We start from the raw sequence: 26058 nt of genomic DNA on the forward strand, positions 1-26058 counted from the left end.
AAGTGACTCCTTTCACACCTAATAACTAACGTCCAAAGGTCGAAGTATATGACTTAAAAAAGGCATCAGATGATTCCCATAATCAAGAAAGTGATAATGTTCTTCCTTATAATCAAAGCAAATAAAATCAAGTGTGTCTTCTTCTCCAAACGTCAATCTTTCTATTTCAGCCAATTTTACAGTTTTATTGATTGGTTTGCAATAGTTATTCAAGCTGCGAATGACAAGTATTTCATGTTCAGTTGCTAAAGAAACAAAGTAATAATCAAGTCCTAAATCATCAGTCAATTCAAGCATCCCATTTATCATAAACGATTCCTCCAGTCTTTTTTTCACTATAAAGTATGAAACGCGTATCAGGTCAAGAGGAATTCGTTTATTTATTCTTTTATAAGGGGGTGATGATTATTTCTTGTTCGATTCGCTCGATATCGGCTTGTTTCATTTCAGGAAACCAGTTCAGCACATTAGCGGTCGAATAGCTGACTGCTTTTTTTAAGACATCAACAGCATCTAGTTGTCCTAACGTTAAATATTTGACCAATCCACCTAAAAAGAAATCACCGCAGGCAATTGGATTTTTAGCTTGTACAGGCGGAACGCAAAGATGATAAACTTGTTGATTTAATTTTGCAATAACACCTTTTTCACCAAGTGTGACAATGAAATAAGGAATAGTAGCTGCTGCTTCAGATTTTAGAAAATGAGCATAATCTTGCAATCTGTCAAAAGTGTAGTCAGGAACTAAATCACTTAATTCTTCATCATTGATTTTGATTACTTCAGGATTTCCTTTATAAGCTTCAACTAGAGCTTGACCACTAGTATCGATGAAAAATCGAATGTCTTGCCCCTTTAATTGCTCTTTTATCTGTGCAATATAATCATTTGGCATGCCCTTCATTAGAGAGCCTGAAAAAACGACCGTATCTTCTGGCTGAACAGAATTCAATAATTGTTGGGTGAATTTGTTTAACAAATGTTCATCTAATACGAAACTATTTTCATAGAGGGGATAAATTGTAGTGTTTGTTGTATCTACAATGATAGTACAAAAGCGTGTATTGATCTCTACTTCGGTTATTTCTAACTGAATATTTCTTTTTGAAGCAAGCTCGTTTAGATAGTCCCCATTTCTTCCGCCTAAAATCGTATGAATACAATAAGGAACAGAACCATCTTCAAAATCCATCGCATAAGCGACGTTAAAGCTTTTTCCACCAGCAAAATCTTGCCCTTTATAAGGTCGATTTGGGCGTTCAGCAGTAAAGTTCTTTACCAAAAGGGTTCGATCGATAGCTGGATTTGGACAAATCAAATGAATCAATTGAAACAGCTCCTTCTATTTTTATTAGCATAATTTCTTTTATTAAACGGTTTCATTTTTTCATTGAAAAAACACACAAAAGAAATGGGAATCTTTGTTTTCGTGTGTTTTTAGCCTATGATAATCGTTACATTGTATAGGTTGAAAATTCAATCTTATAATAGTCCCACTTTTTATAGCTTTCAACGTATTCTGCGATTGTTCCATCTTGCAAGGTCGTCTTTTTTTTCTGGAAAACGACTGGTTCAGTCTCAGAAATAGCTAAAAGTTTGGCTACTTTTTTCGGTGCAGGGAATAAAATTTCATTTGTTTCTGTTGCATGCTCATCATACATATGAATACCAAATTCTGTTTTAAAACGCTCATAAATAGAGTCATAGTAACTCAATTCTTGTACGTCTGGATTAATAAATTGATTTGGCATATAAGTGAAATGTAAAATAAACGAGACGTTATCCACTTTACGAACTCGAGTGATTCGTCTGTATGTTTGGTCTTTGTCTAAGTTTAGTTCTTTGAGTATTCTTGGATCAGCTTCTTCTACAATACTAACAACTTTGACTGTTTCAGTTTTACCTGCAAAAATTTCGATATCGGTAAATTCGACTAATTTTCTTTTTCTAGAGCGAGAAACATACGTCCCTTTTCCTTGATAACGGACCAGATATCCTTCTGATGCTAATTCTTGGATTGCTCTAATCACTGTGATAGAGCTAGCATTGTATAATTTGATCAATTCGTTTTCACTATAAAAACGATCCCCATGTTCAAACTCACCAGATTTTATTTTATTTAATAAATCATTTTTGATTTGTTGATACTTTGGAATTTTCATTTTACACCTCCATTTTTCTCTTACTTAATATAATAAGTTAAATGCTAAAAAATAGCCATGATTTTTCATGTTGTACATTTAAAAATAAATTTATTGACAAATCCTACGAAAAGAAGTTAATATGTTAATATATTAACTGAAAGCGTTTTAAAGGAGAGGCTGAAATGCATACATTTGAAGTGAAAGAGGATTTTTTACTGGACGGAAAGCCGTTTAAAATCATGTCAGGAGCTATACATTATTTTAGAATTAGGCCGCAAGAGTGGTATCATTCGCTTTATAATTTGAAAGCATTAGGGTTTAATACGGTTGAAACCTATATTCCGTGGAATTTACACGAGCCACAAGAAGGGACAGTTGATTTTACAAATCAATTAGATATTCAAAAATTCGTAGGTATAGCACAAAGTTTAGGCTTATTCGTTATTTTGCGCCCATCGCCTTATATTTGTGCAGAGTGGGAGTTTGGCGGATTGCCAGCATGGTTGTTGAATGAGCAAGAGATGCGGATACGTTCATCGGATCAGAAGTTTATTGAAAAAGTAGCTCGTTATTATGAAGAACTGTTTAAACAAATCAGTCCACTGCAAATTGATCAAGGTGGTCCTGTGATTATGATGCAGCTGGAAAACGAATATGGGTCGTATGGTGAGGATAAAGCATATTTGTTGGCGCTTTACGATTTGATGATAAAAAATAATGTCACGGTTCCACTGTTTACCTCGGATGGAGCTTGGGAGCAAGCACAGACTGCTGGGATGCTTTTAGAAAAAGATATAGTAAGTACTGGTAATTTTGGTTCAAAAGCAAAAGAAAATTTTGCTCAACTAAGGAACCTGCACCAACGTCATGGGAAAAAATGGCCGTTGATGTGTATGGAATTTTGGGATGGTTGGTTTAATCGTTGGGGTGAAGAAATCGTTAGAAGAGACCCAGAAGAATTAGCAGAAGCTGTTGGAGAAGTTTTAAAATTAGGTAGTATCAATCTATATATGTTCCATGGAGGAACTAATTTTGGATTTATGAATGGCTGCTCAGCACGGGGACGTAAGGATTTACCACAGGTCACATCGTATGATTATGACGCACTTTTAGATGAACAAGGAAATCCAACTGAAAAATTTTTCTCAGTGCAACGAAAAATCCACACACTATTTCCTGAAATAGAACAATCAGAACCACTTAGAAAAACTGATTTAGAGCCAACTATAGCTTCTTTAAAAGAAAAGGTAAGTCTGTTTTCGGTTGTAGAATCAATCGCGACACATCACCATAGTAAATATCCTGAAAGTATGGAAAAATTAAATCAAAATTACGGCTATTTACTGTATCGAACAAAAGAGCCACAGCAATCAGATGAAGAATTTTATCGTGTGATCGATGCCAGTGATCGTATCCAATTCTTCTTGAATCAAACGAAAATCGCTACTCAGTATCGAGATGAAATTGGTGAAAAAATCATTTGCAACCCGAAAAAAGAACAAAATCAGCTGGATATTCTAGTTGAAAATATGGGACGTGTGAATTACGGACATAAGTTATTGGCAAATACACAGCGAAAAGGTATTCGCACTGGCGTCATGTCAGACTTACATTTTATTTGTGCTTGGGATCAATATAGTATTGATTTTTCAAGGCTTGATCGTATTGATTACGAGAAAGAATGGATCGAAGGGACACCGGCGTTTTACCGCTATGAATTAGATGTTGAAGAGCCAGGAGATACATTTATTGAGTTGCATGAGTTTGGTAAAGGGGTAGTGATCGTCAATGGATTCAACTTAGGGAGATTTTGGGACGAAGGTCCGACATTGTCGTTGTATGTTCCAGCGTCTGTTTTGCAAAAAGGAAGAAATGAAATCGTTATCTTTGAAACAGAAGGATTGTGGGCTTCACAAGTTACGTTTGAAAAACAACCAAAATATAAGGAAATACAGGAAGGATAGTGAGGAAGATGGGGATCATTGCAGTAAGAATTGATGGAAGATTGATTCATGGACAAGTAGCAAATCTTTGGACAACGAAGCTCGATATTAGTCGTATTATGGTTGTGGATGATGAGGTTTCAGAAAATGCGATTGAAAAAAGTGGATTAAAATTAGCGACGCCTGCTGGTGTAAAACTAAGTGTTTTGCCGATAGAAAAAGCAGCTACTAATATTTTAGCTGGAAAATATGATTCACAACGATTGTTGATTATCGCTAAAAAACCAGATCGGTTATTAAAATTAGTAGAATTAGGTGTCCCAATCAAAGAGATAAACGTTGGGAATATGTCTCAAAGTGAACATTCAAAAGCAATTAGCAAGTCGATCAATGTATTGGAAAATGATGTAGAAGCTTTTAAAAAATTAGATGCTGCAGGAGTGAAATTGGTTTCTCAAATGGTACCGAGTGATAAATCAGAAGATTTTATGGGATTGTTGAAATAAAGATAACGCTTGAGCTGGTTCTTCGGGAAAAAGATAAAAATAGAATGAGGCAAAAAGCACCTCAGTCGATTTTTCCTATTTTCCATTCGAGCCAGAACGAGCCCGCTGCACTTTTAATGTTGTCTAGTTCTACGGGCTAGTCTCTCGGGAAAAAGATAAAAATAGAATGAGGCAAAAAGCACCTCAGTCGATTTTTCCTATTTTCCATTTGAGCCAGAACGAGCCCGCTGCACTTTTAATGTTGTCTAGTTCTACGGGCTAGTCTCTCGGGAAAAAGATAAAAATAGAATGAGACAAAAAGCGTCTCAGTCGATTTTTCCTATTTTCCATTCGAGCCAGAACGAGCCCGCTGCACTTTTAAATTTAGGAGGAATATCAATGGCAATTCAATGGTGGCAAATTTTATTATTAACGCTTTATGCAGGGTATCAAATTTTAGACGAACTACAAATTTATTCAGCGTTTAGCCAACCCGTTTTTGCTGGGTTGGTGACAGGACTTGTTATGGGGGATGTAACGGCAGGATTGATTATTGGCGGAAGTATGCAATTGACTATTTTAGGTGTAGGAACATTTGGTGGCGCTTCCAGAATCGATGCGAATTCAGGGACAGTGTTAGCAACAGCTTTTTCAGTAGGATTAGGGATGAATCCAGAACAAGCGATTGCTGCGATTGCAGTACCAGTAGCTAGTTTGATGATTCAAATGGATATTCTTGGTCGTTTTACGAATACATTCTTTGCGCACAGAATAGATAGTAATATTGAAGCAATGAATTATAAAGGGATTGAACGGAATTTTTTACTAGGCGCTGTCCCTTGGGCGCTTTCAAGAGCGTTGCCTGTATTTTTTGCTCTTAGTTTTGGTGGAGGTTTTGTCGATAATGTTGTGGGCTATTTGAATACAGATTTAAAATGGTTAGGCGATGGTTTATCAGTTGCAGGGGCTGTTTTACCTGCTGTCGGGTTTGCAATTTTATTAAGATACTTACCGGTAAAAAAACATTTAGCTTACTTGATTTTAGGATTTGTATTGACCGCACTTTTAACTACTGTATTTGGAAATATTCAATTATTAGGTGGCGCAGTTGCCGGTGTCGCAAAAGATTTTGCTCCAGCATTTACTAATTTACCAATGCTTGCGATTGCACTGATCGGTTTTGCGTTAGCCTTAAATGAATATAAAAAATCAATCGCACAACCTGCTGTCGTAAAAGATCGTTCACAAGAAACGGATGAAGGAGAGATCGAAGATGACGAAATCTAACTATAAATTAACGAAAAAGGACTTTAATCAAATCAATAAAAGAAGTTTATTCACTTTTCAGTTAGGATGGAACTATGAAAGAATGCAAGGTTCGGGCTATTTATACACGATCTTACCTCAATTAAGAAAAATGTATGGTGATGATACACCGGAATTAAAAGAAATGATGCGTACACATGCACAATTTTTTAATACTAGTAACTTTTTAAATACGATCATTACAGGGATCGATTTGGCAATTGAAGAAAAAGAAGGATTTTCAGCAAAAGAATCAGTTGCTGGGATCAAAGTTGGTTTGATGGGACCCTTTGCTGCAATCGGAGATTCGATTTTTGGGGCGTTAGTACCAACTATCTTTGGCGCATTAGCGGCAAACATGGCGGTCAATGGTAATCCGATAGGTGCATTTATCTGGATGGCCGCACAAATTGGCATTATGGTATTTCGCTGGAAGCAATTGGCATTTGCGTATAAAGAAGGAATTTCACTTGTAACGACAATGCAAAGTAGGCTGACAGCAATGACCAATGCAGCAACACTCATGGGTGTTTTTATGGTCGGAGCGTTGGTTGCCACGATGATCAATGTCCATTTTGCTTGGGCACCATCCATTGGAGATTTAACGATTAATGTTCAAAATAATGTGGATATGATCATGCCTCGTTTGTTACCAGCTGCAATCGTCGGTGGTGTGTATTGGTTGCTTGGCAAAAAAAATATCACGTCGACTAGAGCAATTTTTATCGTATTGATCATTTCAGTTGCGCTATCTGCTTTAGGAGTCATTTCAAAATAGTTGGGAGGTACTAAGTTTGGACAATTTAATATTAGTTAGTCATGGAAACTTTTGTACAGCACTAAAAGACAGTGCGGAGATGATCATGGGGGAACAACACAATATTTATACTGTTCCTTTACTAGCCGAAGAAGGTGAAAAAGAGTTTTTAACTAAATTTGAAGAAATCACACGATCATTAGATCACTTTATCGTTTTTTCAGATTTAGTAGGTGGAACACCTTGTAATATATTATCGAAAAAGCTAATGAATGGAGACTCGTTTGAACTATATGCCGGTATGAATTTACCAATGGTTATCAGTTTTGTTAATGCATGTTTATTAGGCAGTCAAAGTGATTTTGTATCGGAGGCAAAGGAAAATACAGTCAAAGTCAATGAGTTATTGGCGTCAGATGCATTTGATGAAGAAGATGAATAGATAGGAGTAGAACACAACATGGAATTATTCAAAGAAAACCAAGAAACATTGGAAAAACTAGGTGCTTCGATCACGACCCGAGAAATAAAACAGCAACCGACATTATGGCAAGAAGCATTTGATCATTATAATGATCAGCGCCAAACAATAGAGCAATTTATTACGTCAATCATAGCAGCTGAAAAAGGTGAAAAAATTCGTGTGATTTTTACTGGTGCAGGAACTTCCGCGTATGTTGGCGATTCGATCACGCCCTATTTAAATCATAAAGGGAATAAAGAACATTTTATTTTTGAGAGTATCCCAACAACAACGATCGTCTCTAATCCGTATGACTATTTACAAACAGAAGAACCTATAATTTTAGTTTCCTTTGCTCGTAGCGGTAATTCACCAGAATCGGTTGCAACCGTGAAACTAGCAAAACAGCTAGTAAAAAATCTGTATCAACTTACGATCACCTGTGCCAAAGAAGGTCAACTTGCTCTTGAAGCGGCAGAGGATAATAGAAACTTACTTTTACTAATGCCTGAAAAATCTAATGATTTAGGATTTGCGATGACGGGTAGTTTCACGTGTATGCTGTTAAGTGCGCTCTTGATTTTTGATACGAGCAGTGAAGATGAAAAAGCATTGTTTATCCAAACTGCGATTCAAATGGGAGAAGAAGTGATCACAAGAGAATCTGAAATAGAAGAACTATTGGCAGGCTCTATTGATCGGATAGCCTATCTTGGCTCAGGTAGTTTAGCTGGCTTAACAAGAGAAGCGCAATTAAAAGTTCTCGAACTGACTGCTGGAAAAACCGCGACTATTTTTGATTCATCCGTTGGGTTTAGACATGGCCCAAAATCCTTCGTCAATGAAAAAACACTTGTGATTGTCTTTGTTGCAAATGATCCTTATACAAGGAAATATGATCTGGATATTGCAGAAGAAATCAAAGCAGATACTATTGCAGCAGCTATTGTGACAGTGGATACAGAGGCGAATGCTAATTTCTCTGGTCGACGCTTCACATATTCCAAAGGTACAGCATTACCTGAAGCTTATCTGGTGTTACCTTACATTTTATTGGCGCAAACGATTGCTATCCATAGCGCATTAAATGTGGGTAATACCCCAGACACTCCTTCAGCCACAGGTACTGTCAATCGTGTGGTAAAGGGAGTCAAAATTTACGATTATCAGGACTAAAATAAAAAAACGAGGAGATATAAATGTTAAAAATGACAGCAACTAAAAAAGCAGCGATGGATCGTTTGTCAACAGAAAATGGCATCATTGAAGCATTGGCGATCGACCAACGCGGTGCTTTGAAAAAAATGATCCATGCTTTAGGAGTCGAACCGACTGAGCAGCATATCATTGATTTTAAAACAATGGTCTCTCAAGAATTGACTCCATTTGCTTCAGCGATTTTATTAGATCCAGAATATGGTATACCCGCAGCTGAGGCTAGAGATGCAAAATCTGGTTTATTACTGGCATACGAAAAAACAGGGTATGACGCTTCGACGCCAGGACGATTGCCAGATCTTTTAGAAGATTGGTCTGTCGTACGCTTGCTTGAAAATGGTGCCGATGCCATTAAATTTTTATTGTATTATGATGCAAATGAACCAATGGAAATCAATCATCTCAAACATGTTTTTATCGAACGCTTGGGCAGCGAATGTTTCGCTGAGGATATTCCCTTTTATTTAGAATTAGTTTCGTACGATGCCCAAATTACAGATGCATCTTCTAGTGAATATGCAAAAATAAAACCTGAAAAAGTCATCAAGATGATGAGAGAATTTTCAAAACCAGAGTATAAAGTAGACGTGTTAAAAGTAGAAGTTCCTGTAAATATGAATTATGTTGAAGGAATTGGGAAGGAACCGGCTGTTTATTCTCGCAAGGAAGCACTATCATATTTTAAACAACAAAGTGATGCAACGCATTTGCCCTTCATTTTTCTAAGCGCTGGTGTTACAGCAAAAATGTTCCAAGACACGTTAGAATTTGCGAAAGAAGCGGGTTCTACATTCAATGGTGTCTTATGTGGACGGGCAACATGGAAAAATGGCGTGGCACCGTTCATTGAAAGTGGTGAAAAAGCAGGCCGTAAGTGGCTTCGTACAGAAGGAAAAGAACATATTCAACAACTAAATGAAGTCGTAGAAAGAACAGCGAGTTCGTGGCATGATAAGGTAGAAATAGTGAATTGAGTCGATAGAGTTTTTTAGAAACAAAAAATAATAGCAGCACAAAAACTAGAATGAGGATAAAAACATAGATTCTAACCCCATTCTAGTTTTTGATCACTAAGGATTTGGAGGGAATTTGATTAGCATAAAAATGATAGCGTATTCAAAAAATATGAGGAGAGTGACCATGAAATGAAGAAAATGTGGACGATATCGATCGGCTTATTTGCTTTGATGATATGTACGGCTGTGCTGACACCGATGAGTGTTTTAGCAGATGAAGATGAGAGCGGCAGTGAAAGACAATCTCAGGTTCCAGCTGATTCAGCAGCTGCGGCAACCTATTGGCAGACGGATTTTCAAAATGGAACGTTAGGCACTTGGCAGGATTTGGTTGGCGGGACAAATAGGAGTTTGAAAGACAATGTCTTAGATAGTTCTCGCAAAACGGAGGCTGGAAATAATGCAGTATCGATCAATTTAGATTCACCTCAAAAAGCAGATGGAGAAATAGAAACCTCATTTAAATTTAGCCAAGGAGAAGGTCGAACAGGTGTCATTATTAGAGGCACTTCAAAAGATAGCTGGCTTTTCGTAGGCTATAATGTAAACGGCAAATGGCTTGTTGAAAGTCCGACCTCCTGGAATGATGGAATCTCAGGCCCAACATTAGCTGCCGATACGACATATGTTTTAAAAGTTCGTTATGTAGGGACAAAGATCACGATCTGGTTAAACGGCACACAATTTTATGACGGAGAACCAGTTTTGGCGAATGGAAGTAAAATTCCGACAACAGCAGGCCGAGTTGGTTTTAGAACCTGGTATGATCAAAAAACAATCAGCTATCGCTATTTTAAAAATGGTGACAGCGGTAGTATTCCTGAGTTAGTACCAGAAATTACTGAATTAACGCCAGTCAAGATGTATACAAAAATAGGGATAGCTCCAATGTTACCTGCTACTGTTAAAGCAATCTACAATACAGGTAATCAAAAACAAGAAAACGTGACGTGGGATAGTATTCCGCCAGAATCTTATCAAAAAGTCGGCACTTTTGATGTAGCCGGCACCGTTTCTGGCACCACTTTGAAAGCAAAAGCCACCGTAACGGTTACGGATGACGGAAGTATTGAAAGTGGAGACAAAATTTCCTCTACTGATATCACAGCTGTTTTAGACCCTACGTTTCCAAGAGTGATTCGCTATGAAAATCCGAGAGACAACAAAATCATCTTTAAAGGGCAACAAGAAAAAATCAGCCAAGTCTTAGTCGATGGAAAACCACATGAAGCAACAGCGACAAAAGAATCCACAAGCCAAAATAAGGCAATTTATCAAGTAACGGTTCCATCATTAGGACTAAGATTCAACGTCCAGTTTACAGCATCTGATGGTCAAGAAGTTTCTATGAAGATAACAGACATCAAAGAAGGCACAACGAAAATCCATACGCTAGCCATTGCAAATCAAGGATTACTTTCTGTAAATAGTACAGATTCAGGAGCAGCATTTTCTGGTGTCGTTATGAATACGGGAACCAATGCAAACAATGGAAATAAAAATGGAGATACCTTCCAGAATCTAACGACATCAAACGAAGTTGGCACCAAGCAGTACATGTACGGATTTTTAAATACAGATGAGTATGCTGCAAGTTTTTGGACCAATGCTTATGGTGATGGAAGCGTGGATAACAGTGATAATAATCGAATCTATAAACAAACCAAAGAAACAAAGTCTGGTTATGTAACATCAATATGGAGCGGTTCTTGGACATATCGTCCTTTTGATGCGCCTGATACTTATTTGACGGGTGAAGTACCAGAGGTGAAAATCAAATTTGCAAAAGATTTAAATGGGGATGGTAAAGTCGATTGGCAAGATGCAGCAATCAATTATCGAGCAATCATGAATAACCCTGTTGGTGCAGAAAAAGTCCCAGAATTAGTCAATCAACGAATTCCTTTCAACTTTGCTAGCCAGGCGACGAATCCATTTTCAGTAACGTTGGATGAATCAAAACGCGTCTATAATTTGACGGATGGCTTAGGACAAATGAACTTGTTGAAAGGGTATCAAAATGAAGGCCACGATTCAGCTCATCCAGATTACGGTGCTGTTGGAAAACGCCAAGGGGGTCAAAATGAGCTAAACACATTGATTGATGAAGGTCATAAACTCAATGCCATTTTTGGTGTACACGTCAATGATACGGAGTCTTATCCAGAAGCAAAATCATTCAATGAAGACTTGATCGATCCGACAAAAAAAGGCTGGGATTGGTTAGATCCGTCTTATTTTATCAAACAACGACCAGATACGATCAGTGGAAATCGCTTGGAACGTTTTAAAGAACTGAAACAAAATGTACCGAACTTGGATTATATTTACGTAGATGTCTGGGGAAATCAAGGCGAAGCTGGTTGGCTAAGCCGACAATTAGGGAAAGAAATCAATGGATTGGGCTGGATCACGGCCAATGAATTTCCAAACGCCCTAGAATATGATTCGATATGGAATCACTGGTCTGCTGAAAAAGCGTATGGAGGAACTGCAACAAAAGGATTTAACAGTGATATTGTCCGCTTTATCCGTAATCATCAAAAAGACACATGGATCATTTCTGATAATCCATTGCTTGGCGGCACAGAATTTGAAGCATACGAAGGCTGGGTTGGTAAAACAAACTTTAATACGTATAAAGACAAAACCTTTGCAATCAATATTCCAACGAAGTTTTTACAACATTATCAAATCACGAACTGGGATACAACGACCTCTGAAAAGGGTCAAATATACGGTACGATCAAATTGGCAAATGCTAGTGACAAGGTAGTTGTGACGAAAAAAGATATAAATGATCAAAAGCGTATAACATTAAATAATGTGGAAGTATTGAAAGGCGATACGTATTTATTACCATGGACAGTCAATAATGAATTTAAGTTATATCATTGGAATGAACGTGGTGGCACTACAACTTGGACGATTCCAGAGAAGTTACAAGGAAAAACCAATTTACATGTTTATGAATTAACCGATCAAGGAAGAAAAGACAAAGGGACAGCGAATCTAAATGGCAACCAAGTAACGCTGCAAGTGGAGGCTAAAACACCATATATTATTGCTGAACCAACGACTACTGAATCAGTAAAATTTGGGACAGGAACACCAGTCAAAGATCCAGGATTTAATGAGAAAGATACGTTGTCTAAAAATTGGCAAGTCGTTCAAGGGGACGCTGCAGTTCTTAAAGATCCAAATGGTGATTATGTTTTAAACGCTGGAAAAAAAGCGATGACGATCAAACAAGAATTAACATTGCCAAAAGCAGGAAAATACAGCGCATACGTTAATACGGAGACCCATAATCGCAAAGCAAGCGTAACTGTAGATATTGATGGAAAAAAACACACAAATGAATATTCTAATTCTGTCGTCCAAAATTATATTCAAGCAGATATTAATCATACAAGCAGTCAATATCCTCAATACATGCAAAATGTCAGAGTCGATTTTGTTGTTCCAGAAAACGCGAAAAAAGTAACCCTCACTTTAGCAGCAGAAGCAGGAACTGGCAAAACGAAATTTGATGATATTCGCATAGTTGAACGACAAACAGATGTAATCAATGTAACAAGTAAAACAATCATCAAACAAGACTTTGAAGATACCCAAGCAATCGGATTATTCCCATTTGTGAAAGGACAAGCGGGTGGTGTTGAAGACCCACGAATCCATTTATCAGAAAAAAACGAACCATATACACAATATGGTTGGAACGAAAATAAAGTATCTGATGTATTATCAGGCAATTGGTCTTTAAAATCCCATAAGCAAGGCGCTGGATTAATGCTTCAAACAACACCGCAAAATGTAAAATTTGAAGCAGGAAAAACATACACGATCAGTTTTGATTATCAAACCGATGGAAAAGATAGTTTCTTTGCTGGATCAATGACAGGAGAATATAAAACACTGCAAGACCTTAAAAAAGTTGGCGAAATCGTACAAACCTTTGCAGATGGAAAAACCAAAAAATATCAAGCAGAAATAGTCGGTGATGCCTCAGGAAATACGACATTTGGTATTTATACAACAGGTGGTGCGTATGATCTAGTTATTGATAATTTTACTGTGATGGTCAAATAATCTAAACGAATGTTTATAAAAGGCTGGAACAGAAGCTTAATTCCGAAAGGAGGCTTCTGTTCCAGCTGTTTATTTATATCTATGTTAGCTTTAGCACAAATCTGTATGTAGGGTAAAATATCACCTTATTAACTTTTTTATAACTATTCATCACAAAAAAATAGTGAATCAACGCTCAAAATCAGTTTTAAATGGAGTCAAAACACTCCTGACTTGTCATTGAATGTGGTAAACTATGATTGAAAGAGTCAAAGATTAGAGGAGTGAAAAAGTGGGGGTTATTTTTAATAATTTATTTTATATTGCGTATATTTCAATAATTGTTCTTTATGGATCGCTTAGTCCAAGTCAGCTGACACCGAATGCTAAAAAAAGTTTTCGTCTATTTGGATTAATGATATTAGTTGTGATTACGCTGGATGTGACTAGCCTTGTTCTGGGATTTAAATACAACTTAATCAGAGATTTTTTATTATATGCTCAAGTAATATGTATGTTTGTTATTTTATTTCAATTAAAAAAATCGTCTCTAAATAAAGTCAGTATTTCTAGTTACCTGTTTACGTTAATTTGTTTAAGCGCGTATACCATATATTCTATAAGTCATTTTTTTGGATTCTTAAATACTATTCTCCGTTAAGAGCTTGCTTTTATTTTTATAAAAAATAGTGAATAGACTCAAAAATTGACGCTTTAAAAAATACCTGAAATAAATCGATTCTTGATTTATTTCAGGTATTTTTAGTGATTGGAAGATTAAAAATAAAAGAGAATGTTAAACTTTTCACTTTATATTGCAGATAAACTTTCATTAAACTATAATTTAGTAAATAGCCTATCATCTAAAAAGATAAGCAAAAAGCTAGAAAGGGTCCTGAAAAATGAAAATAGGTATTCCAAAAGAAATAAAAAACGGCGAAAATCGAGTAGCACTACCAGCTTCAGGTGTTTTGGATCTTATCAAGCATGGTCACTCAGTATATATTGAAACCAATGCGGGGTTAGGTGCTTCGATCCATGATGAAGCATATGTTGCAGTTGGTGCAACAATTGTAGCGTCTGCTAAAGAAGCGTGGGCACAAGAATTAGTGTTAAAAGTAAAAGAACCTTTAAAAGAAGAATATCAGTATTTAAGAGAAGGGTTGATCTTATTCACGTATCTTCATTTAGCAGCAAATAAGTCTTTAGCTGAAGAATTAATGAAGACAAAAACGAGAGCGATTGCTTATGAAAGTGTTCAACTCATTGACGGAGAATTACCGCTGTTAGCCCCGATGAGTGAGATTGCTGGTCGATTAGCTACTCAGATCGGTGCTCAGTTTTTAGAAAAAATCCCAGAAGGAAAAGGAATTTTATTAGGTGGTGTTCCAGGAGTAAAAAAAGGGAAAGTAACAATCATCGGTGGTGGGATTTCTGGCTGTAATGCAGCGAAGATAGCTCTAGGATTAGGAGCAGATGTCACGATTCTAGATGTAAATATCAAAAAATTACAAGCTATCGATAATCAATTTAATGGAGCCGTTAAAACGCTCGTTTCGAATCATTTCAATATTCAAGAAACAGTGAAAGAAGCTGATTTGGTCATCGGAGCAGTCTTGATCCCTGGACGAAAAGCACCAGTACTAGTCACAGAAGAAATGGTCGTTTCAATGCCAGAACATTCCGTGATCATCGATATTGCTATCGATCAGGGTGGAATCTTTGAAACAATCGATGAAGTGACTACACACCAACATCCAACGTATGTTAAACATGATGTGATCCATTATGCAGTTGCTAACATGCCAGGAGCAGTCCCTCAAACCGCAACATTTGCTTTAGCCAATGCGACATTACAGTATGTACTAGAGCTAGCAAACAAAGGTTTTGTTCAAGCCGTAGAGCAAAATCCAGCACTACTATCAGGTATTAATACTATGAACGGCGTGCTGACCAATCAAGCAGTAGCGACCGATTTAGAGTTGCCTTATACTTCGGTTGCGTCGGTTTTGTAATAGGTATTTTGAGATAATGCGTTTAGTTAGTTTACCTTGTTCAAAAAATACAAGAAGGTTGGAATAAAAGTATTTAACTCCGAGGAAAAAGAAGGGATTTTCGAAAAGTATTTTTACTTTTGATTCACCTTCTTTTTTCATTAAATCATTTTTTACGAGGATTATTAGGAGTTGCAGATGTAGTACTAAAAATAACGTAGATAAAGAAATAGATACTACATAAAATAAAATTATAGAACAAATGGATGCATTCTCTGAAAGAAAGCTTTATACTAATGAATAATGATGTTTTTTTGGAGGAAAAAGATGAATAATAACGATATATTGATTCGTTTACGTTATGCACTAGATATTAAAGATACAGATATGATCAAAATTTTTAAACTAGGTGACTTAGAAGTTACAAGAGAAGGGTTACGCGTACTTTTAACAAAACAGAATGAAGAAGATGAACTTCCGCGGGATGCTGTTTGTGATAATCGGACATTAGAAGCTTTTTTAAACGGTTTGATCACATATAAAAGAGGCAAACCACCTGTAAAAAATGGTGTAGCACCTAAGCCGACTTTTTTGATCACAAACCAAAGTACTGTCAATAATGTGTTGCTAAAAAAAGTAAAGATTGCTTTAACACTTACAAGTGATGATATGTTGGATGTATTGCGACTTGCGGGCGTCTATGCATCTGAAAGTGAATTAAGTGCAATTTTAAGAAAAGAAGGGCACCGAAACTACAAAGAATGTGGTGATCGTTATGCTCGAAACTTCTTAAAAGGATTGGCAATCAAGTATCGGGAATAAAATGAGGAACTATTTTGACAAAACTAGCTCGAAAGTGCAAGTTTTGTCTTTTTTCTTCTAGAGATGAAAGGAGGAAAATCATGAAAAAGATCGAACGAATTTTAGCGATCATCGTGTTGCTTTTGGATAATGAAATTGTCTCAACCGCTCAGTTGGCTCAGCGCTTTAACGTGACCAAAAGAACCATTTTTAGAGATATGGAAACGATTGAAATGGCTGGATTTCCAATTATTTCTCATTCAGGCCGTAATGGCGGTTTTTCGTTAATAAACTCTTTCAAGTTAAAAACGTATACCTATAGTGAATCAGAGAAAGAAGCGATTTTGAACGCGTTGAATGTTCAAGAAGGCCTATTTGGCATTTTTGACGATCAAGCTATTATCAAAGAAAAAATCACGCAACTACAGAGACAAACAGAGCATAAAATGATACCAAAAAAACGGTTTTCCTTCGACTCGCCAACGATGCATCGACTGGAAATTGAAACAGAAACAAAAGTAAAAATAAATCAGATCAATCTTGCTTTAAAACAAAATAAAAAGATATTGATCGATTATGTGGATAACAAGGGAGATCACACAAATAGACTGATCCATCCTTATGAATTAATGCTGATGAATGGTAGTTGGTATATATACTCTTATTGCGAGAATCGAGAGGCTTTTAGATATTTTAAAGTAACGAGAATTCGTCAATTAGCGATTCACTCAGCAGACTTTGATCCTATCGAATATTCAAATGACCAAATACTAGAAAAACGCGAAGAGAAAATTCATCTACGATTCAAAAAAGAGGAGTTAGGGAAACTGTATGATTATTACACAGAAGATGAAATCCAGGTGAAAGAAACGTATGTAGACGTAATAATTTATGCGAAACAGCAGCGAATGATTTTACCTTTTTTACTGATGTTTGGTAGTGGCGTCAACGTCATTGAACCGAAAACCTTAAAAGAATTACATAAGCAAGAGATCATCAAATTAACTCAGACCTATAAAAACTAGATCAAGATGAAAAATAGGGTTTAAGAAAGGGCAGAAATGGAAATCGACAACTTACTGACCATAACAACCAGAAAAGAATTAAGAAACTGGCTAAAAGCAAACAGTACGACTGAAAAATATTGCTGGATCATTGTCAGTGTCAAAGCTGAACCAAATAAAATCCAGTACCTAGATGCAGTAGAAGAAGCATTGTGTTTTGGCTGGATTGATGGGATCAAAAAGAAAATATCTGAAACTCAAACGGCTCAACGACTATCACCAAGAACCAAAAAAAGTTCTTGGACAGAATTAAACAAAGAAAGAGCTCGTCGTCTCGAAAGAGTAGGATTGATGACAGCACGAGGTAGAGATATCCTGCCTGATATGACAGAAGCTTCTTTTGAAATCGACGAAACCATCATGGAACGACTGAAAGAAGACTTGGAAACCTATGAAATTTTCATGACTTTCCCAGAAATATATCGACGTATTCGTATAGATACGATCCAAAATTATAAAGACCAGCCAGAACTATTTGAGAAACGTTTGGCTAAATTTATCAAGAATACAAAAGCGAATAAGATGTATGGGATGTGGCATGATGAAGGGCGCTTATTGTAAATAAATAGAAATTGAATTGAAAAATGACTATTTCGCTTTTTTTGCTTGCCTTGAAGTTCACTTCATGGTTTAGGATGAACCTATAGAATAGAAATGAGGATCGGTATATGACTAAAACATTATATCTAATGAGACATGGTGAAACGTTATTTAATCAACAGAAAAAAATTCAAGGGTGGTGTGATTCCCCACTGACAGAAAAAGGGATCAAACAAGCACAAATTGCGGGAACTTATTTTAAAGACCATAACATTAATTTTGATAGCGCATACGCTTCAACATCTGAACGAGCTAGTGATACCTTGGAACAAGTGACCGATATGATCTATAAAAGAGTCAAAGGACTGAAAGAATGGAACTTTGGCCGTTTCGAGTCAGAAAGTGAAGCGTTAAATCCACCATTACCTTATGGCGATTTCTTTGTTGCCTATGGTGGGGAAGAGGAGTTTCAATTTAGAGAACGAGTGTCTGAAACGTTAATGAACATAATGAAAGAAGCAGGCGAAACAGTTTTAGCCGTATCCCACGGGGCCTCTTGTCGACAATTCATGAGAAACTGGGCCCATACAAGTGAAATAGATCAAAAGGGCCGACTAGGAAATTGTTGTATTTTAAAATTTAAATTTGAGGCGGATACATTTAAGTTACTAGAAATTATCAATCACGATTTTTCCAGTTTAGAATAAGGAATAAAAGGAGAGGAACCTATTGAATAGTAAAGAAGCAGCTGAAATGTTTGGCCTAACGACAGATACGGTTCGCTATTACGAACGTGTCGGTGTGATCCCGCCAATTGAGCGAGACAAAAATGGTTACCGAGTGTACACAACAAGAGACTTAAATTGGATTTATTTAGCCAAAAGTCTACGTCATGCAGGTATCTCGATCGAGTCTCTCATTGAATTTGTCACACTTTCACAATTAGGTGGCAATGTGGAAGAGGCACAAAAACAAATTCTATCCGACCAATTACAAGAAATCACTGATAAGCTAGAAAAAATGACCAAAACCCGCGATTTACTTCAATACAAAATCAATACGTATGATGAGCATATCGCCAAGTTTAAATCAGGAGAAGTTACCTCAGAGAACGTTGAGGAACTTTGGAAAGTAAAATATTAAAATTAGGAAGATAATGCTTGCTATGAAGTTAGCTCCATAGTTTATAGTGATGTTGTTAGTCAGTCATAAAACGAGAAATGGAGGAACTACAAATGCAAACAGTCACATTGAATAATGGAATAAAAATCCCGATCTTAGGTTTTGGTACCTATCAAATCACAGAGCCAAAAGAAGCAGAACAAGCAGTAATCGACGCAATCAAAGCGGGTTATCGTCATATAGACACCGCTCAATCTTACCTGAATGAAGAGGCAGTTGGTCGTGGCATCAAAGTTTCAGGTATTCCTCGTGAAGAATTGTTTATAACAACTAAAATTTGGGTGGAAAACGTGTCTTATGATGGCGTTAAAGCTTCTTTTCAACGTTCACTTGATCGTTTAGGTTTAGAATACGTAGATTTACTTTTATTACATCAACCGTACAATGATGTTTACGGTGCCTGGCGTGCAATGGAGGAACTACAAGAAGCTGGGAAAATCCGCGCAATCGGGGTATCAAATTTTACTGTCGATCGAGCAGTTGATTTAGCAGAATTTAACAAGGTTGTCCCACAAGTCAATCAAATCGAAATCAATCCTTTCAATCATCAAACAAAAAATATCGAAGCATTAAAAGCAGAAGGTATCACACCAGAAGCTTGGGCACCATTTGCTGAAGGGAAAAATGGGATATTTTCAAATGAAGTTCTGACTAATATTGCTGCTAAATATCATAAATCAGTCGCTCAAGTCATTGTACGCTGGCTAATTGAACAAGAGATCGTTGTTCTAGCAAAATCAGTGAAGCCAGAACGAATGGCTGAAAATCTAGCTGTTTTTGATTTTAAGTTATCAAAGGAAGACAAAGCAGAAATTTCTACGTTGAATGAAGGTGAAAGTCAATTTTTCTCTCATGCAGACCCAGAAATGATCAAATGGATGGCGAGCAGAAAAATGAATGTGTAATTGTAGCAATCAGAAATTTGAGGATAACTAAATACGTTCAAAAATAGAGAGAATTCTAGAATTTTGTTGATCGTATGTCTTTGGTTAGAGAATATAAATAATAATTAAACTAGAGCTGTAACCTATGCTAAAAAGGTTACAGCTCTAGTTATTTATGTTAATACCTTATTTTTTACTATTTCGATACAAAATATCTTCTGACTCTCTATTAGACCAAATTTTTCCAGAAGTTGCCTCAAAATCTTCATTATCTAATTGGATGCAGCGAATACGCTGATCAGTGTATGTTTTATAATAATAATGAAGTGAACTATTCACCATAACTGAGGTATATTGCGTATAATCAAAGGCTTGCGTTGCTTTCACAGCACCTTTAGGAATAGAAACGTTAGAAAGAACATGAAACATGGCAGTGACACCATCTAATTCAGTCTGGACATCCTGTAAGCAAGCTTTCAAGAAAGTCGCTCTGACAAATCTTGATGGTGGAGTGAAATCACCTGGAAGACCAAAAGCACCGGCACCTTCTCCAAAAGGTTTCATCACCATATTTTTCAAATGAACTTCAGTTTTTTGCTCAGGTTGAAGTCCAATGTAGTTTCTCAAATTTGTCGTATGCCATTTATAATCAGGACTATTTGTCATGACGCCAATCGTATTTTCATAAATATGTAATGCTTGTTCCGTGTATTCAATGATCATACTTTTTCCAGTTTTTTCAGTGACGACCCAATGAAGAGGTAAGACGATACCTAAAAAATCTAAAGCCACATTTTCAACCTGGGCATTTTCCATTGTCCGAGAGACGTCTTCAAGGCTTGAACAGTTGGAAAGTAAAAAGGGAACAACATCATGAGGGGCTAAAGTATACTTTTTATCGCTGTCTTGGCTGTTATAGTCAGCATACCCTGAAAAATAAAGGGCAGCACAAGAAAGTCCTGTTTCGTTCAAACCATCCGCAAAAACAAAGCGTTCTTTATCTACTTGACGTGCCATTCCAACAAAAGCATATTCATTTTTACGATCATAATGCTCATCATTGGAGAATACAAATTTTTTCCTTGGAATAAACGTTGGTTCCGCATCTAAAACAACCGCAAAATCCATTGTTCTAGCCAATAAAACCTGTTGCTCTTTCGTTGTCATCGTAATACTTGTACACATCGACTATCACTCCCTTTTATTTATAAAATAAACATTATATCTAAAAAATAGTATGAAGCTAAAGTGAACTTTCTAAAAGTTTAACGTAGTTCAAATTTATAATCAAATAAATACGTTAGAACTTTCTACAAATAAAATATGAAAAAAGTTTATTAATACAGACTTTCACTTTTTAATGCTATGATAAGTTTATAATATAGCAGTAGTTAAAAGAGGGGGATTCGTGATGGGGGAACAACAGTCAGTTAAGAGTAATCGTTTGCGGGCGATAGTTCATTTTAGTAGCTTGATTTATTTGGGGATCTTGTTGTATTTAGTGGTCAACGAACAAGGATTTATTGAGGGAATCATTCGAAAAAACTTTAGGATCACATTCAATAATGTATTAACGTTTTTTTCATCTAAAGATTGGCAGACAGCACTTGTCGACAATGTTCGACAAATGATCAACCAACTCGCAATATTAGTGATTGTTCAAAGTTTAGTCGTACTAGCAGGATTAGTATTAATTGGGTATTTTTTATGGCGTTTGAGAAAAAATGATCAGTGGCACTTAAGCGAAAAATTACTTGTTATTGGGTATTTATTTTTAATAATCACTCTTTTAACGATCTTGACAAAAATGGCAATTGAAACGTATCAGGCATACGTTGTCATTGATCAACGAATCAACAGGTTGAGTTTAAATGAGCTGAATGTATTTCAAGAAAATCTCTCCAATATTTTTCTTAGCACGACCTTCACGCTAGATCAGCTGATTCCTAGTATAATGTCATTGTTCGAGCAAGTGAGAGAACTGATTCAAACAACAAAAAATATTGCTGGAATTCCCAATCTAGTGCAACAAACGTGGGAACAGTTACTTATCTTGAAAAATTGGCTCGTTGGCTTAAGCATTAGTGCAGTCGGAATTATTTTGGTAGGACATATAATTGAAGCACTTCGCCTCTTTAAAAATAGTCAGTGGGTAGAAACGAAATTACAACGAATGAAAAGAAGCCGTCAAATAGAATTGAATGAACAGCTAGTGAAAGTGGTTGAACAGCAACAGCAGTTGATTGAGCTGTTATCAGAAGAGAAAAGTAAGCAATGATCGATAGATTCACAAAAAATTAAAGTTAATAATTTTTGTATAGGATAATTGAAAAAAATGTAGCTCAAAATTACATTGAAACGATCTATACGGAGCTTAGTGATAAAGTTTTGATCTAGAAGGGTTATCTCCATTTAGTCAACTGGAACAGATTTTGCTGAGGGGTCAAATACCAGTTTTACGATTACTTCTTTGCCAGATCAATTGAAGTGATTACTGGAGTATCTAAAGATGTTTACGCGTTTTAAATGATTTTCTTAATCTGTTTTGGTAATCTTCAAATCCTTGAAGAAAGCTTCTGTTCCAATATCAACGAATAATCCAATCGCTCCTTTGGCATCAGGACCATGTTTCATATTTTCTACCACTAACAAAGGCTCTTTGCTGTCGTTCAAATAAAAGGCTCCTCTAGCACCATTGATCACTGCTTTTAAGCTGATCCATTCGTCAAGCCCGATATCAGCCGTACCTTCAAAATCAGTGATGCCAAGATTTCGGAAATAGTCAAACGTATATTTAGGATAAGAAAAATACTGAATAGCACGATTTTTTCTGACAGGATCATCAATCCGACCGTTTGTTGGTCGTACATAAAATGCTTCAAATGTTGTATCATCCTCACTGATCCTAAACGCAATCCCAATAAAACCACGTGCAAAATCTGGCGCATTCGACAATAAACGGCTTAACATTTTTACTTCGATTGTTCCATTATGAAAAGATGAACCAACTAATTTAGCATACGTATTCTCGTCAAATTCCATTAGTTTATCTTTTTTTACAACTCTTAAAACAGGCTCTCCGTTTAGTGTTGTTTGCACAACGTCGGTATGAATCGCTTCCATTGTTGTAGTTTCAATATTCATTTAGATATCCTCCTTAATAATTGCGTATCTCCTTCCTAAAAGTATAGACAATATTTTAAGAAATGTTAAGTAGGCACTAATTTGTAACTATCTATCCAAGCTGTTTTTTATAAAACTGCCCCCATTGCCTCATTGATTCAATAACAGGCAACAACGTTTCCCCTAAGGGGGTTAGTTGATATTCAACATGAGGCGGTACTTTTTGAAAATCGACTCGCTCCACAATTCCATCTACAATCATTGAATTAAGACTTTCAGTCAACACTTTTTGCGAAATTCCAGATAATGATCGTTTTAGCTCAGAATTTCTTTTTGGCCCAGTGATGAGATCTCGTAAAATCAACGTTTTCCATTTACTGCCAATTAATTGAACAGTAGTCGCCACGTCGCAAAGTGGCATTTCTTCTTTTTTTATCATAAAAAAGTAACTCCTAACAGTTGAAATTGATTCAAGTTTCAAAGATGACTCTTGACTAGAAAAAATTGCACCATTAAAAAAAGAAAAGTAATAATACTCACCAATCCACAATGTCATTGGTTATAAAAATTTTTTTTAGTTTAAAATAAAAAAGGCTAGAACATAACTTTGCGAGTCATATCCTAGCTCAAAGGAATCCAAATAAATGATAGAAGCAGAAGCAATGCCTTCTTATTTCTCAGAGTCAAAGACTTTTGTCCTAAGATTATTCTTATAATTCACTATTTCCGAGATTTGTGTGACAACATAGAAATTTCTACATCCTAAAAATTAAAATGACTCAAAAGCTTTTGAATATTTGATGACACCACTGATATTAGTCAAACCATCATCTTAAAGAGGTTTAAGCATAAATACTTCATCAGGCACATCAAAAGAGGCGTTTACGTTAAATTTACTAGCAGGAATATAGCAGAATTTACGATAATAATCTGCATGACCTAAAATAAATGAAGGGATAATCTAAGTGTTTTGCCCGCTTCTCTAACTCTTCCATTAACTTTTTGCCAATTCCTTTACCTTCTTCTATTGCTACAATCTCCAAGTCACGAATATACTCCTGACTCTTACGAATCGTATCAACTAACTCCGTTTCATTACCATAACCATTTTCTGTATGCGTAAATGTATTACGTATTAATGCATCGATTTTTTGATAGTCATTGCGATTAACTGTTCTAATTTCCATAATAGTTAGTCTCCTCTGTATTTAATCAACTATAAGTAAGACAAGATTACCCGTAGTGGACATAAGTTTATCAAACAAAAGACTCCTCAATTTATTACAAATATGGTAGCATAGGAATATTTAGTAGTCAATTATGTACTAAATACGTTTAGCTGTTAAATTATAAAATTCTATATCGTAATCTGTAGTATATAAGTTTATAATAGATGGCAGTATACAAGTATCGGAGGGTTCTCACGTGAAAAAACTGGGTTTTGATCCACAAAAGTACATCGAAGAACAATCAAAATATATCCTAGAAAGAGTCGATCACTATGATAAGTTATATTTAGAATTTGGCGGCAAATTAATCGGCGATATGCACGCAAAACGTGTTTTGCCAGGATTTGATGCAGATGCTAAGATTAAACTTCTACAGAAATTAAAAGATCAAGCTGAGATTTTGATTTGTGTGTATGCAGGTGATATCGAACGAAACAAAATTCGTGGCGATTATGGAATCACTTATGACATGGATATTTTACGTCAAATCGATGAATTAAGAGAATACGGCTTAGCAGTTAATAGCGTGGTCATTACACGCTACAGTGGACAGCCTTCTACAAAAATGTTCATTAATAAGCTTGAAAGAAGAGAGATCAAAGTGTATAAACATGGAGCAATCGAAGATTATCCATCAAATCTTGAGAAAATCGTTAGCGAAGAAGGCTTTGGTAAAAATGACTACATCCCAACAACCAAACCAATCGTGGTGGTCACAGCACCCGGTCCTGGTAGTGGAAAATTAGCGACTTGTTTGAATCAGCTTTATCATGAAAGCCGTAAGGGCAAGACCGCTGGTTACTCAAAATTCGAAACCTTTCCAGTTTGGAATGTTCCGTTGAAGCATCCTTTAAATATTGCGTATGAAGCAGCAACTGTTGATTTAAAAGATGTGAATATGATCGATTCATTCCATTTTGATAAATACCAAAAAGTTGCCGTCAATTATAATCGCGATGTGGAGACGTTCCCTGTGATCAAACGGATCATTGAAAAAATCACGGGCGAAGAATCTGTTTATCAATCCCCAACCGATATGGGTGTGAACCGTGTTGGTTTTGGAATCATCGATGATGACGTAGTGAAAGAAGCCTCTAAACAAGAAATCATTCGTCGTTGTTTTGCCACAGAATGTGACTTTAAAAAAGGCTTGATCGATGAAGAAACAGTCAATCGCATTAAATTGATCATGGAAGAAGTCGAACTGAAAAAAGAAGATCGCAAAGCAGTGCTTCCTGCTCGGCAGTATTCAGAGCAATTAAGAGAACAAACCCAAAGCAACGATACACCAGCTGTTATTGCCTTTGAGTTACAAGATGGTCGAATTGTAACGGGGAGAACTAGCAGCTTAATGGATTCATGTTCATCTGCTATTTTGAATTCTATTAAAACATTAGCCAATATTTCAGATGAAATTTTATTATTATCACCAGTGATTCTTGAAACCATACAAACAATGAAACGAAAAGATCTTCATAGTAAAATTACGGCTTTAAAAGCGAATGAAATTTTGATTGCTTTAGCGATCAGTGCGGTGACGAATCCGACAGCTCAATTGGCTTATGATCAATTATCTGAATTGAATGGTGTCCAAGCACACTCTACTGTAATGCTGAGTAAAAATGATGAGCAAACATTACGGGAGTTAGGATTAGATATTACCAGTGATGCGGTATATCCGTCTGAGAATTTGTATTATATCTAATGTTTTAGGAAATAGATTTAAATGGAATAATAGAGTGCTCAATTTTTGCATATCATTTATTCAAATCTTTAGTGATTGAGACAAAACTCTTTGAGTTTTGTCTTTTTTGAACATGACGTACGAAAAATTATAAT

General features: G+C 36.2%; 24 protein-coding genes. 17 read left to right on the forward strand and 7 right to left on the reverse strand.

The features are described 5' to 3' along the window. Positions 1–18: 18 nt before the first annotated feature. The 3 genes from AC4BC4_RS01590 to AC4BC4_RS01600 all read right to left on the reverse strand — a co-directional run bounded on the left by AC4BC4_RS01590 (position 19) and on the right by AC4BC4_RS01600 (position 2162). Positions 19–309, reverse strand: coding sequence for a hypothetical protein (locus AC4BC4_RS01590; RefSeq protein ID WP_490476555.1), 291 nt, complete (start codon positions 307–309; stop codon positions 19–21). A 79-nt stretch (positions 310–388) separates the two neighbouring features. Next, positions 389–1327 carry a 1-phosphofructokinase family hexose kinase gene (locus AC4BC4_RS01595; RefSeq protein ID WP_490476556.1) on the reverse strand — a complete coding sequence of 313 codons (939 nt, stop codon included), beginning with the start codon at positions 1325–1327 and terminating at the stop codon, positions 389–391. Positions 1328–1454: 127 nt separating this feature from the next. Further along, positions 1455–2162, reverse strand: coding sequence for a GntR family transcriptional regulator (locus AC4BC4_RS01600; RefSeq protein WP_438757549.1), 708 nt, complete (start codon positions 2160–2162; stop codon positions 1455–1457). Between the two features lie 164 nt (positions 2163–2326). Between AC4BC4_RS01600 and AC4BC4_RS01605 the strand changes: the two genes are divergently transcribed. The 15 genes from AC4BC4_RS01605 (at position 2327) to AC4BC4_RS01675 (ending at position 19888) form a co-directional block, all read left to right on the forward strand. Then, entirely contained in the window at positions 2327–4108 is a 1782-nt protein-coding gene (locus AC4BC4_RS01605; protein ID WP_490476557.1) for a glycoside hydrolase family 35 protein, read from the forward strand. An 8-nt stretch (positions 4109–4116) separates the two neighbouring features. Continuing rightward, positions 4117–4593 carry a PTS sugar transporter subunit IIB gene (locus AC4BC4_RS01610; RefSeq protein ID WP_490476558.1) on the forward strand — a complete coding sequence of 159 codons (477 nt, stop codon included), beginning with the start codon at positions 4117–4119 and terminating at the stop codon, positions 4591–4593. A 378-nt stretch (positions 4594–4971) separates the two neighbouring features. Continuing rightward, the gene (locus tag AC4BC4_RS01615) at positions 4972–5859 is read left to right on the forward strand and encodes a PTS mannose/fructose/sorbose/N-acetylgalactosamine transporter subunit IIC (RefSeq protein ID WP_490476559.1); all 888 of its coding nucleotides are present in this window, start codon (positions 4972–4974) and stop codon (positions 5857–5859) included. Then, positions 5846–6655 carry a PTS system mannose/fructose/sorbose family transporter subunit IID gene (locus AC4BC4_RS01620; RefSeq protein ID WP_438757545.1) on the forward strand — a complete coding sequence of 270 codons (810 nt, stop codon included), beginning with the start codon at positions 5846–5848 and terminating at the stop codon, positions 6653–6655. Before AC4BC4_RS01615 ends, AC4BC4_RS01620 begins: the two co-directional genes overlap by 14 nt. A gap of 16 nt (positions 6656–6671) precedes the next feature. Next, complete coding sequence (locus tag AC4BC4_RS01625) at positions 6672–7076, forward strand: PTS sugar transporter subunit IIA (protein WP_490476560.1); 405 nt, start codon at positions 6672–6674, stop codon at positions 7074–7076. Positions 7077–7094: 18 nt separating this feature from the next. Continuing rightward, positions 7095–8273 (forward strand): SIS domain-containing protein, encoded by a 1179-nt coding sequence (locus AC4BC4_RS01630; RefSeq protein WP_490476561.1) that lies wholly within the window; start codon positions 7095–7097, stop codon positions 8271–8273. A 23-nt stretch (positions 8274–8296) separates the two neighbouring features. Continuing rightward, the gene (gene lacD, locus AC4BC4_RS01635; RefSeq protein WP_490476562.1) at positions 8297–9289 is read left to right on the forward strand and encodes a tagatose-bisphosphate aldolase; all 993 of its coding nucleotides are present in this window, start codon (positions 8297–8299) and stop codon (positions 9287–9289) included. 171 nt (positions 9290–9460) lie between these two features. Then, positions 9461–13423, forward strand: coding sequence for an endo-alpha-N-acetylgalactosaminidase family protein (locus AC4BC4_RS01640; protein ID WP_490476563.1), 3963 nt, complete (start codon positions 9461–9463; stop codon positions 13421–13423). Positions 13424–14304: 881 nt separating this feature from the next. Then, positions 14305–15417, forward strand: coding sequence for an alanine dehydrogenase (gene ald, locus AC4BC4_RS01645; RefSeq protein ID WP_490476564.1), 1113 nt, complete (start codon positions 14305–14307; stop codon positions 15415–15417). 306 nt (positions 15418–15723) lie between these two features. Then, positions 15724–16218, forward strand: a complete 495-nt coding sequence (locus tag AC4BC4_RS01650) for a YehS family protein (protein WP_490476565.1) — start codon at positions 15724–15726, stop codon at positions 16216–16218. 80 nt (positions 16219–16298) lie between these two features. Further along, a complete protein-coding gene (locus tag AC4BC4_RS01655) occupies positions 16299–17222 on the forward strand; it encodes a helix-turn-helix transcriptional regulator (protein WP_490476566.1) in 924 nt (307 codons plus the stop codon). 36 nt (positions 17223–17258) lie between these two features. Further along, complete coding sequence (locus AC4BC4_RS01660) at positions 17259–17822, forward strand: YdeI/OmpD-associated family protein (RefSeq protein ID WP_438757537.1); 564 nt, start codon at positions 17259–17261, stop codon at positions 17820–17822. Positions 17823–17929: 107 nt separating this feature from the next. Next, the gene (locus AC4BC4_RS01665; protein WP_490476567.1) at positions 17930–18508 is read left to right on the forward strand and encodes a histidine phosphatase family protein; all 579 of its coding nucleotides are present in this window, start codon (positions 17930–17932) and stop codon (positions 18506–18508) included. A 22-nt stretch (positions 18509–18530) separates the two neighbouring features. Beyond that, entirely contained in the window at positions 18531–18944 is a 414-nt protein-coding gene (locus AC4BC4_RS01670; protein WP_490476568.1) for a MerR family transcriptional regulator, read from the forward strand. Positions 18945–19036: 92 nt separating this feature from the next. Continuing rightward, the gene (locus AC4BC4_RS01675) at positions 19037–19888 is read left to right on the forward strand and encodes an aldo/keto reductase (RefSeq protein ID WP_490476569.1); all 852 of its coding nucleotides are present in this window, start codon (positions 19037–19039) and stop codon (positions 19886–19888) included. Positions 19889–20053: 165 nt separating this feature from the next. Here the strand turns inward: AC4BC4_RS01675 and AC4BC4_RS01680 are convergent, their stop codons facing one another. Further along, entirely contained in the window at positions 20054–21052 is a 999-nt protein-coding gene (locus AC4BC4_RS01680) for a linear amide C-N hydrolase (RefSeq protein WP_438757533.1), read from the reverse strand. 226 nt (positions 21053–21278) lie between these two features. On the opposite strand from AC4BC4_RS01680, the gene AC4BC4_RS01685 reads away from it, so the two are divergent. Then, a complete protein-coding gene (locus AC4BC4_RS01685) occupies positions 21279–22145 on the forward strand; it encodes a hypothetical protein (protein ID WP_490476570.1) in 867 nt (288 codons plus the stop codon). 257 nt (positions 22146–22402) lie between these two features. Here AC4BC4_RS01685 and AC4BC4_RS01690 read toward each other — a convergent pair whose 3' ends face one another. The 3 genes from AC4BC4_RS01690 to AC4BC4_RS01700 form a co-directional block, all read right to left on the reverse strand. Next, complete coding sequence (locus AC4BC4_RS01690; protein WP_490476571.1) at positions 22403–23011, reverse strand: hypothetical protein; 609 nt, start codon at positions 23009–23011, stop codon at positions 22403–22405. A gap of 91 nt (positions 23012–23102) precedes the next feature. Beyond that, positions 23103–23429: a winged helix-turn-helix transcriptional regulator gene (locus AC4BC4_RS01695; protein WP_069646005.1), complete on the reverse strand. Its 327-nt coding sequence runs from the start codon at positions 23427–23429 to the stop codon at positions 23103–23105. 478 nt (positions 23430–23907) lie between these two features. Beyond that, the gene (locus tag AC4BC4_RS01700) at positions 23908–24177 is read right to left on the reverse strand and encodes a hypothetical protein (RefSeq protein WP_438757528.1); all 270 of its coding nucleotides are present in this window, start codon (positions 24175–24177) and stop codon (positions 23908–23910) included. 238 nt (positions 24178–24415) lie between these two features. Here AC4BC4_RS01700 and AC4BC4_RS01705 point away from each other — a divergent pair, with 238 nt between their 5' ends. Beyond that, positions 24416–25924, forward strand: coding sequence for a DUF1846 domain-containing protein (locus tag AC4BC4_RS01705; protein ID WP_438757527.1), 1509 nt, complete (start codon positions 24416–24418; stop codon positions 25922–25924). Positions 25925–26058: the final 134 nt, after the last annotated feature.

The sequence above is a fragment of the Enterococcus sp. AMC1086 genome, assembly GCF_058216575.1.

Excerpts from the sequence above, each read along its gene's own strand:
- AC4BC4_RS01590 (WP_490476555.1), bottom strand. The coding sequence starts at position 309 with ATGATAAATGGGATGCTTGAATTGACTGATGATTTAGGACTTGATTAT.
- AC4BC4_RS01600 (WP_438757549.1), bottom strand. The coding sequence starts at position 2,162 with ATGAAAATTCCAAAGTATCAACAAATCAAAAATGATTTATTAAATAAA.
- AC4BC4_RS01605 (WP_490476557.1), top strand. The coding sequence starts at position 2,327 with ATGCATACATTTGAAGTGAAAGAGGATTTTTTACTGGACGGAAAGCCG.
- AC4BC4_RS01610 (WP_490476558.1), top strand. The coding sequence starts at position 4,117 with ATGGGGATCATTGCAGTAAGAATTGATGGAAGATTGATTCATGGACAA.
- AC4BC4_RS01615 (WP_490476559.1), top strand. The coding sequence starts at position 4,972 with ATGGCAATTCAATGGTGGCAAATTTTATTATTAACGCTTTATGCAGGG.
- AC4BC4_RS01620 (WP_438757545.1), top strand. The coding sequence starts at position 5,846 with ATGACGAAATCTAACTATAAATTAACGAAAAAGGACTTTAATCAAATC.
- AC4BC4_RS01630 (WP_490476561.1), top strand. The coding sequence starts at position 7,095 with ATGGAATTATTCAAAGAAAACCAAGAAACATTGGAAAAACTAGGTGCT.
- lacD (WP_490476562.1), top strand. The coding sequence starts at position 8,297 with ATGTTAAAAATGACAGCAACTAAAAAAGCAGCGATGGATCGTTTGTCA.
- AC4BC4_RS01640 (WP_490476563.1), top strand. The coding sequence starts at position 9,461 with ATGAAGAAAATGTGGACGATATCGATCGGCTTATTTGCTTTGATGATA.
- ald (WP_490476564.1), top strand. The coding sequence starts at position 14,305 with ATGAAAATAGGTATTCCAAAAGAAATAAAAAACGGCGAAAATCGAGTA.
- AC4BC4_RS01650 (WP_490476565.1), top strand. The coding sequence starts at position 15,724 with ATGAATAATAACGATATATTGATTCGTTTACGTTATGCACTAGATATT.
- AC4BC4_RS01655 (WP_490476566.1), top strand. The coding sequence starts at position 16,299 with ATGAAAAAGATCGAACGAATTTTAGCGATCATCGTGTTGCTTTTGGAT.
- AC4BC4_RS01660 (WP_438757537.1), top strand. The coding sequence starts at position 17,259 with ATGGAAATCGACAACTTACTGACCATAACAACCAGAAAAGAATTAAGA.
- AC4BC4_RS01665 (WP_490476567.1), top strand. The coding sequence starts at position 17,930 with ATGACTAAAACATTATATCTAATGAGACATGGTGAAACGTTATTTAAT.
- AC4BC4_RS01675 (WP_490476569.1), top strand. The coding sequence starts at position 19,037 with ATGCAAACAGTCACATTGAATAATGGAATAAAAATCCCGATCTTAGGT.
- AC4BC4_RS01680 (WP_438757533.1), bottom strand. The coding sequence starts at position 21,052 with ATGTGTACAAGTATTACGATGACAACGAAAGAGCAACAGGTTTTATTG.
- AC4BC4_RS01685 (WP_490476570.1), top strand. The coding sequence starts at position 21,279 with ATGGGGGAACAACAGTCAGTTAAGAGTAATCGTTTGCGGGCGATAGTT.
- AC4BC4_RS01690 (WP_490476571.1), bottom strand. The coding sequence starts at position 23,011 with ATGAATATTGAAACTACAACAATGGAAGCGATTCATACCGACGTTGTG.
- AC4BC4_RS01695 (WP_069646005.1), bottom strand. The coding sequence starts at position 23,429 with ATGATAAAAAAAGAAGAAATGCCACTTTGCGACGTGGCGACTACTGTT.
- AC4BC4_RS01700 (WP_438757528.1), bottom strand. The coding sequence starts at position 24,177 with ATGGAAATTAGAACAGTTAATCGCAATGACTATCAAAAAATCGATGCA.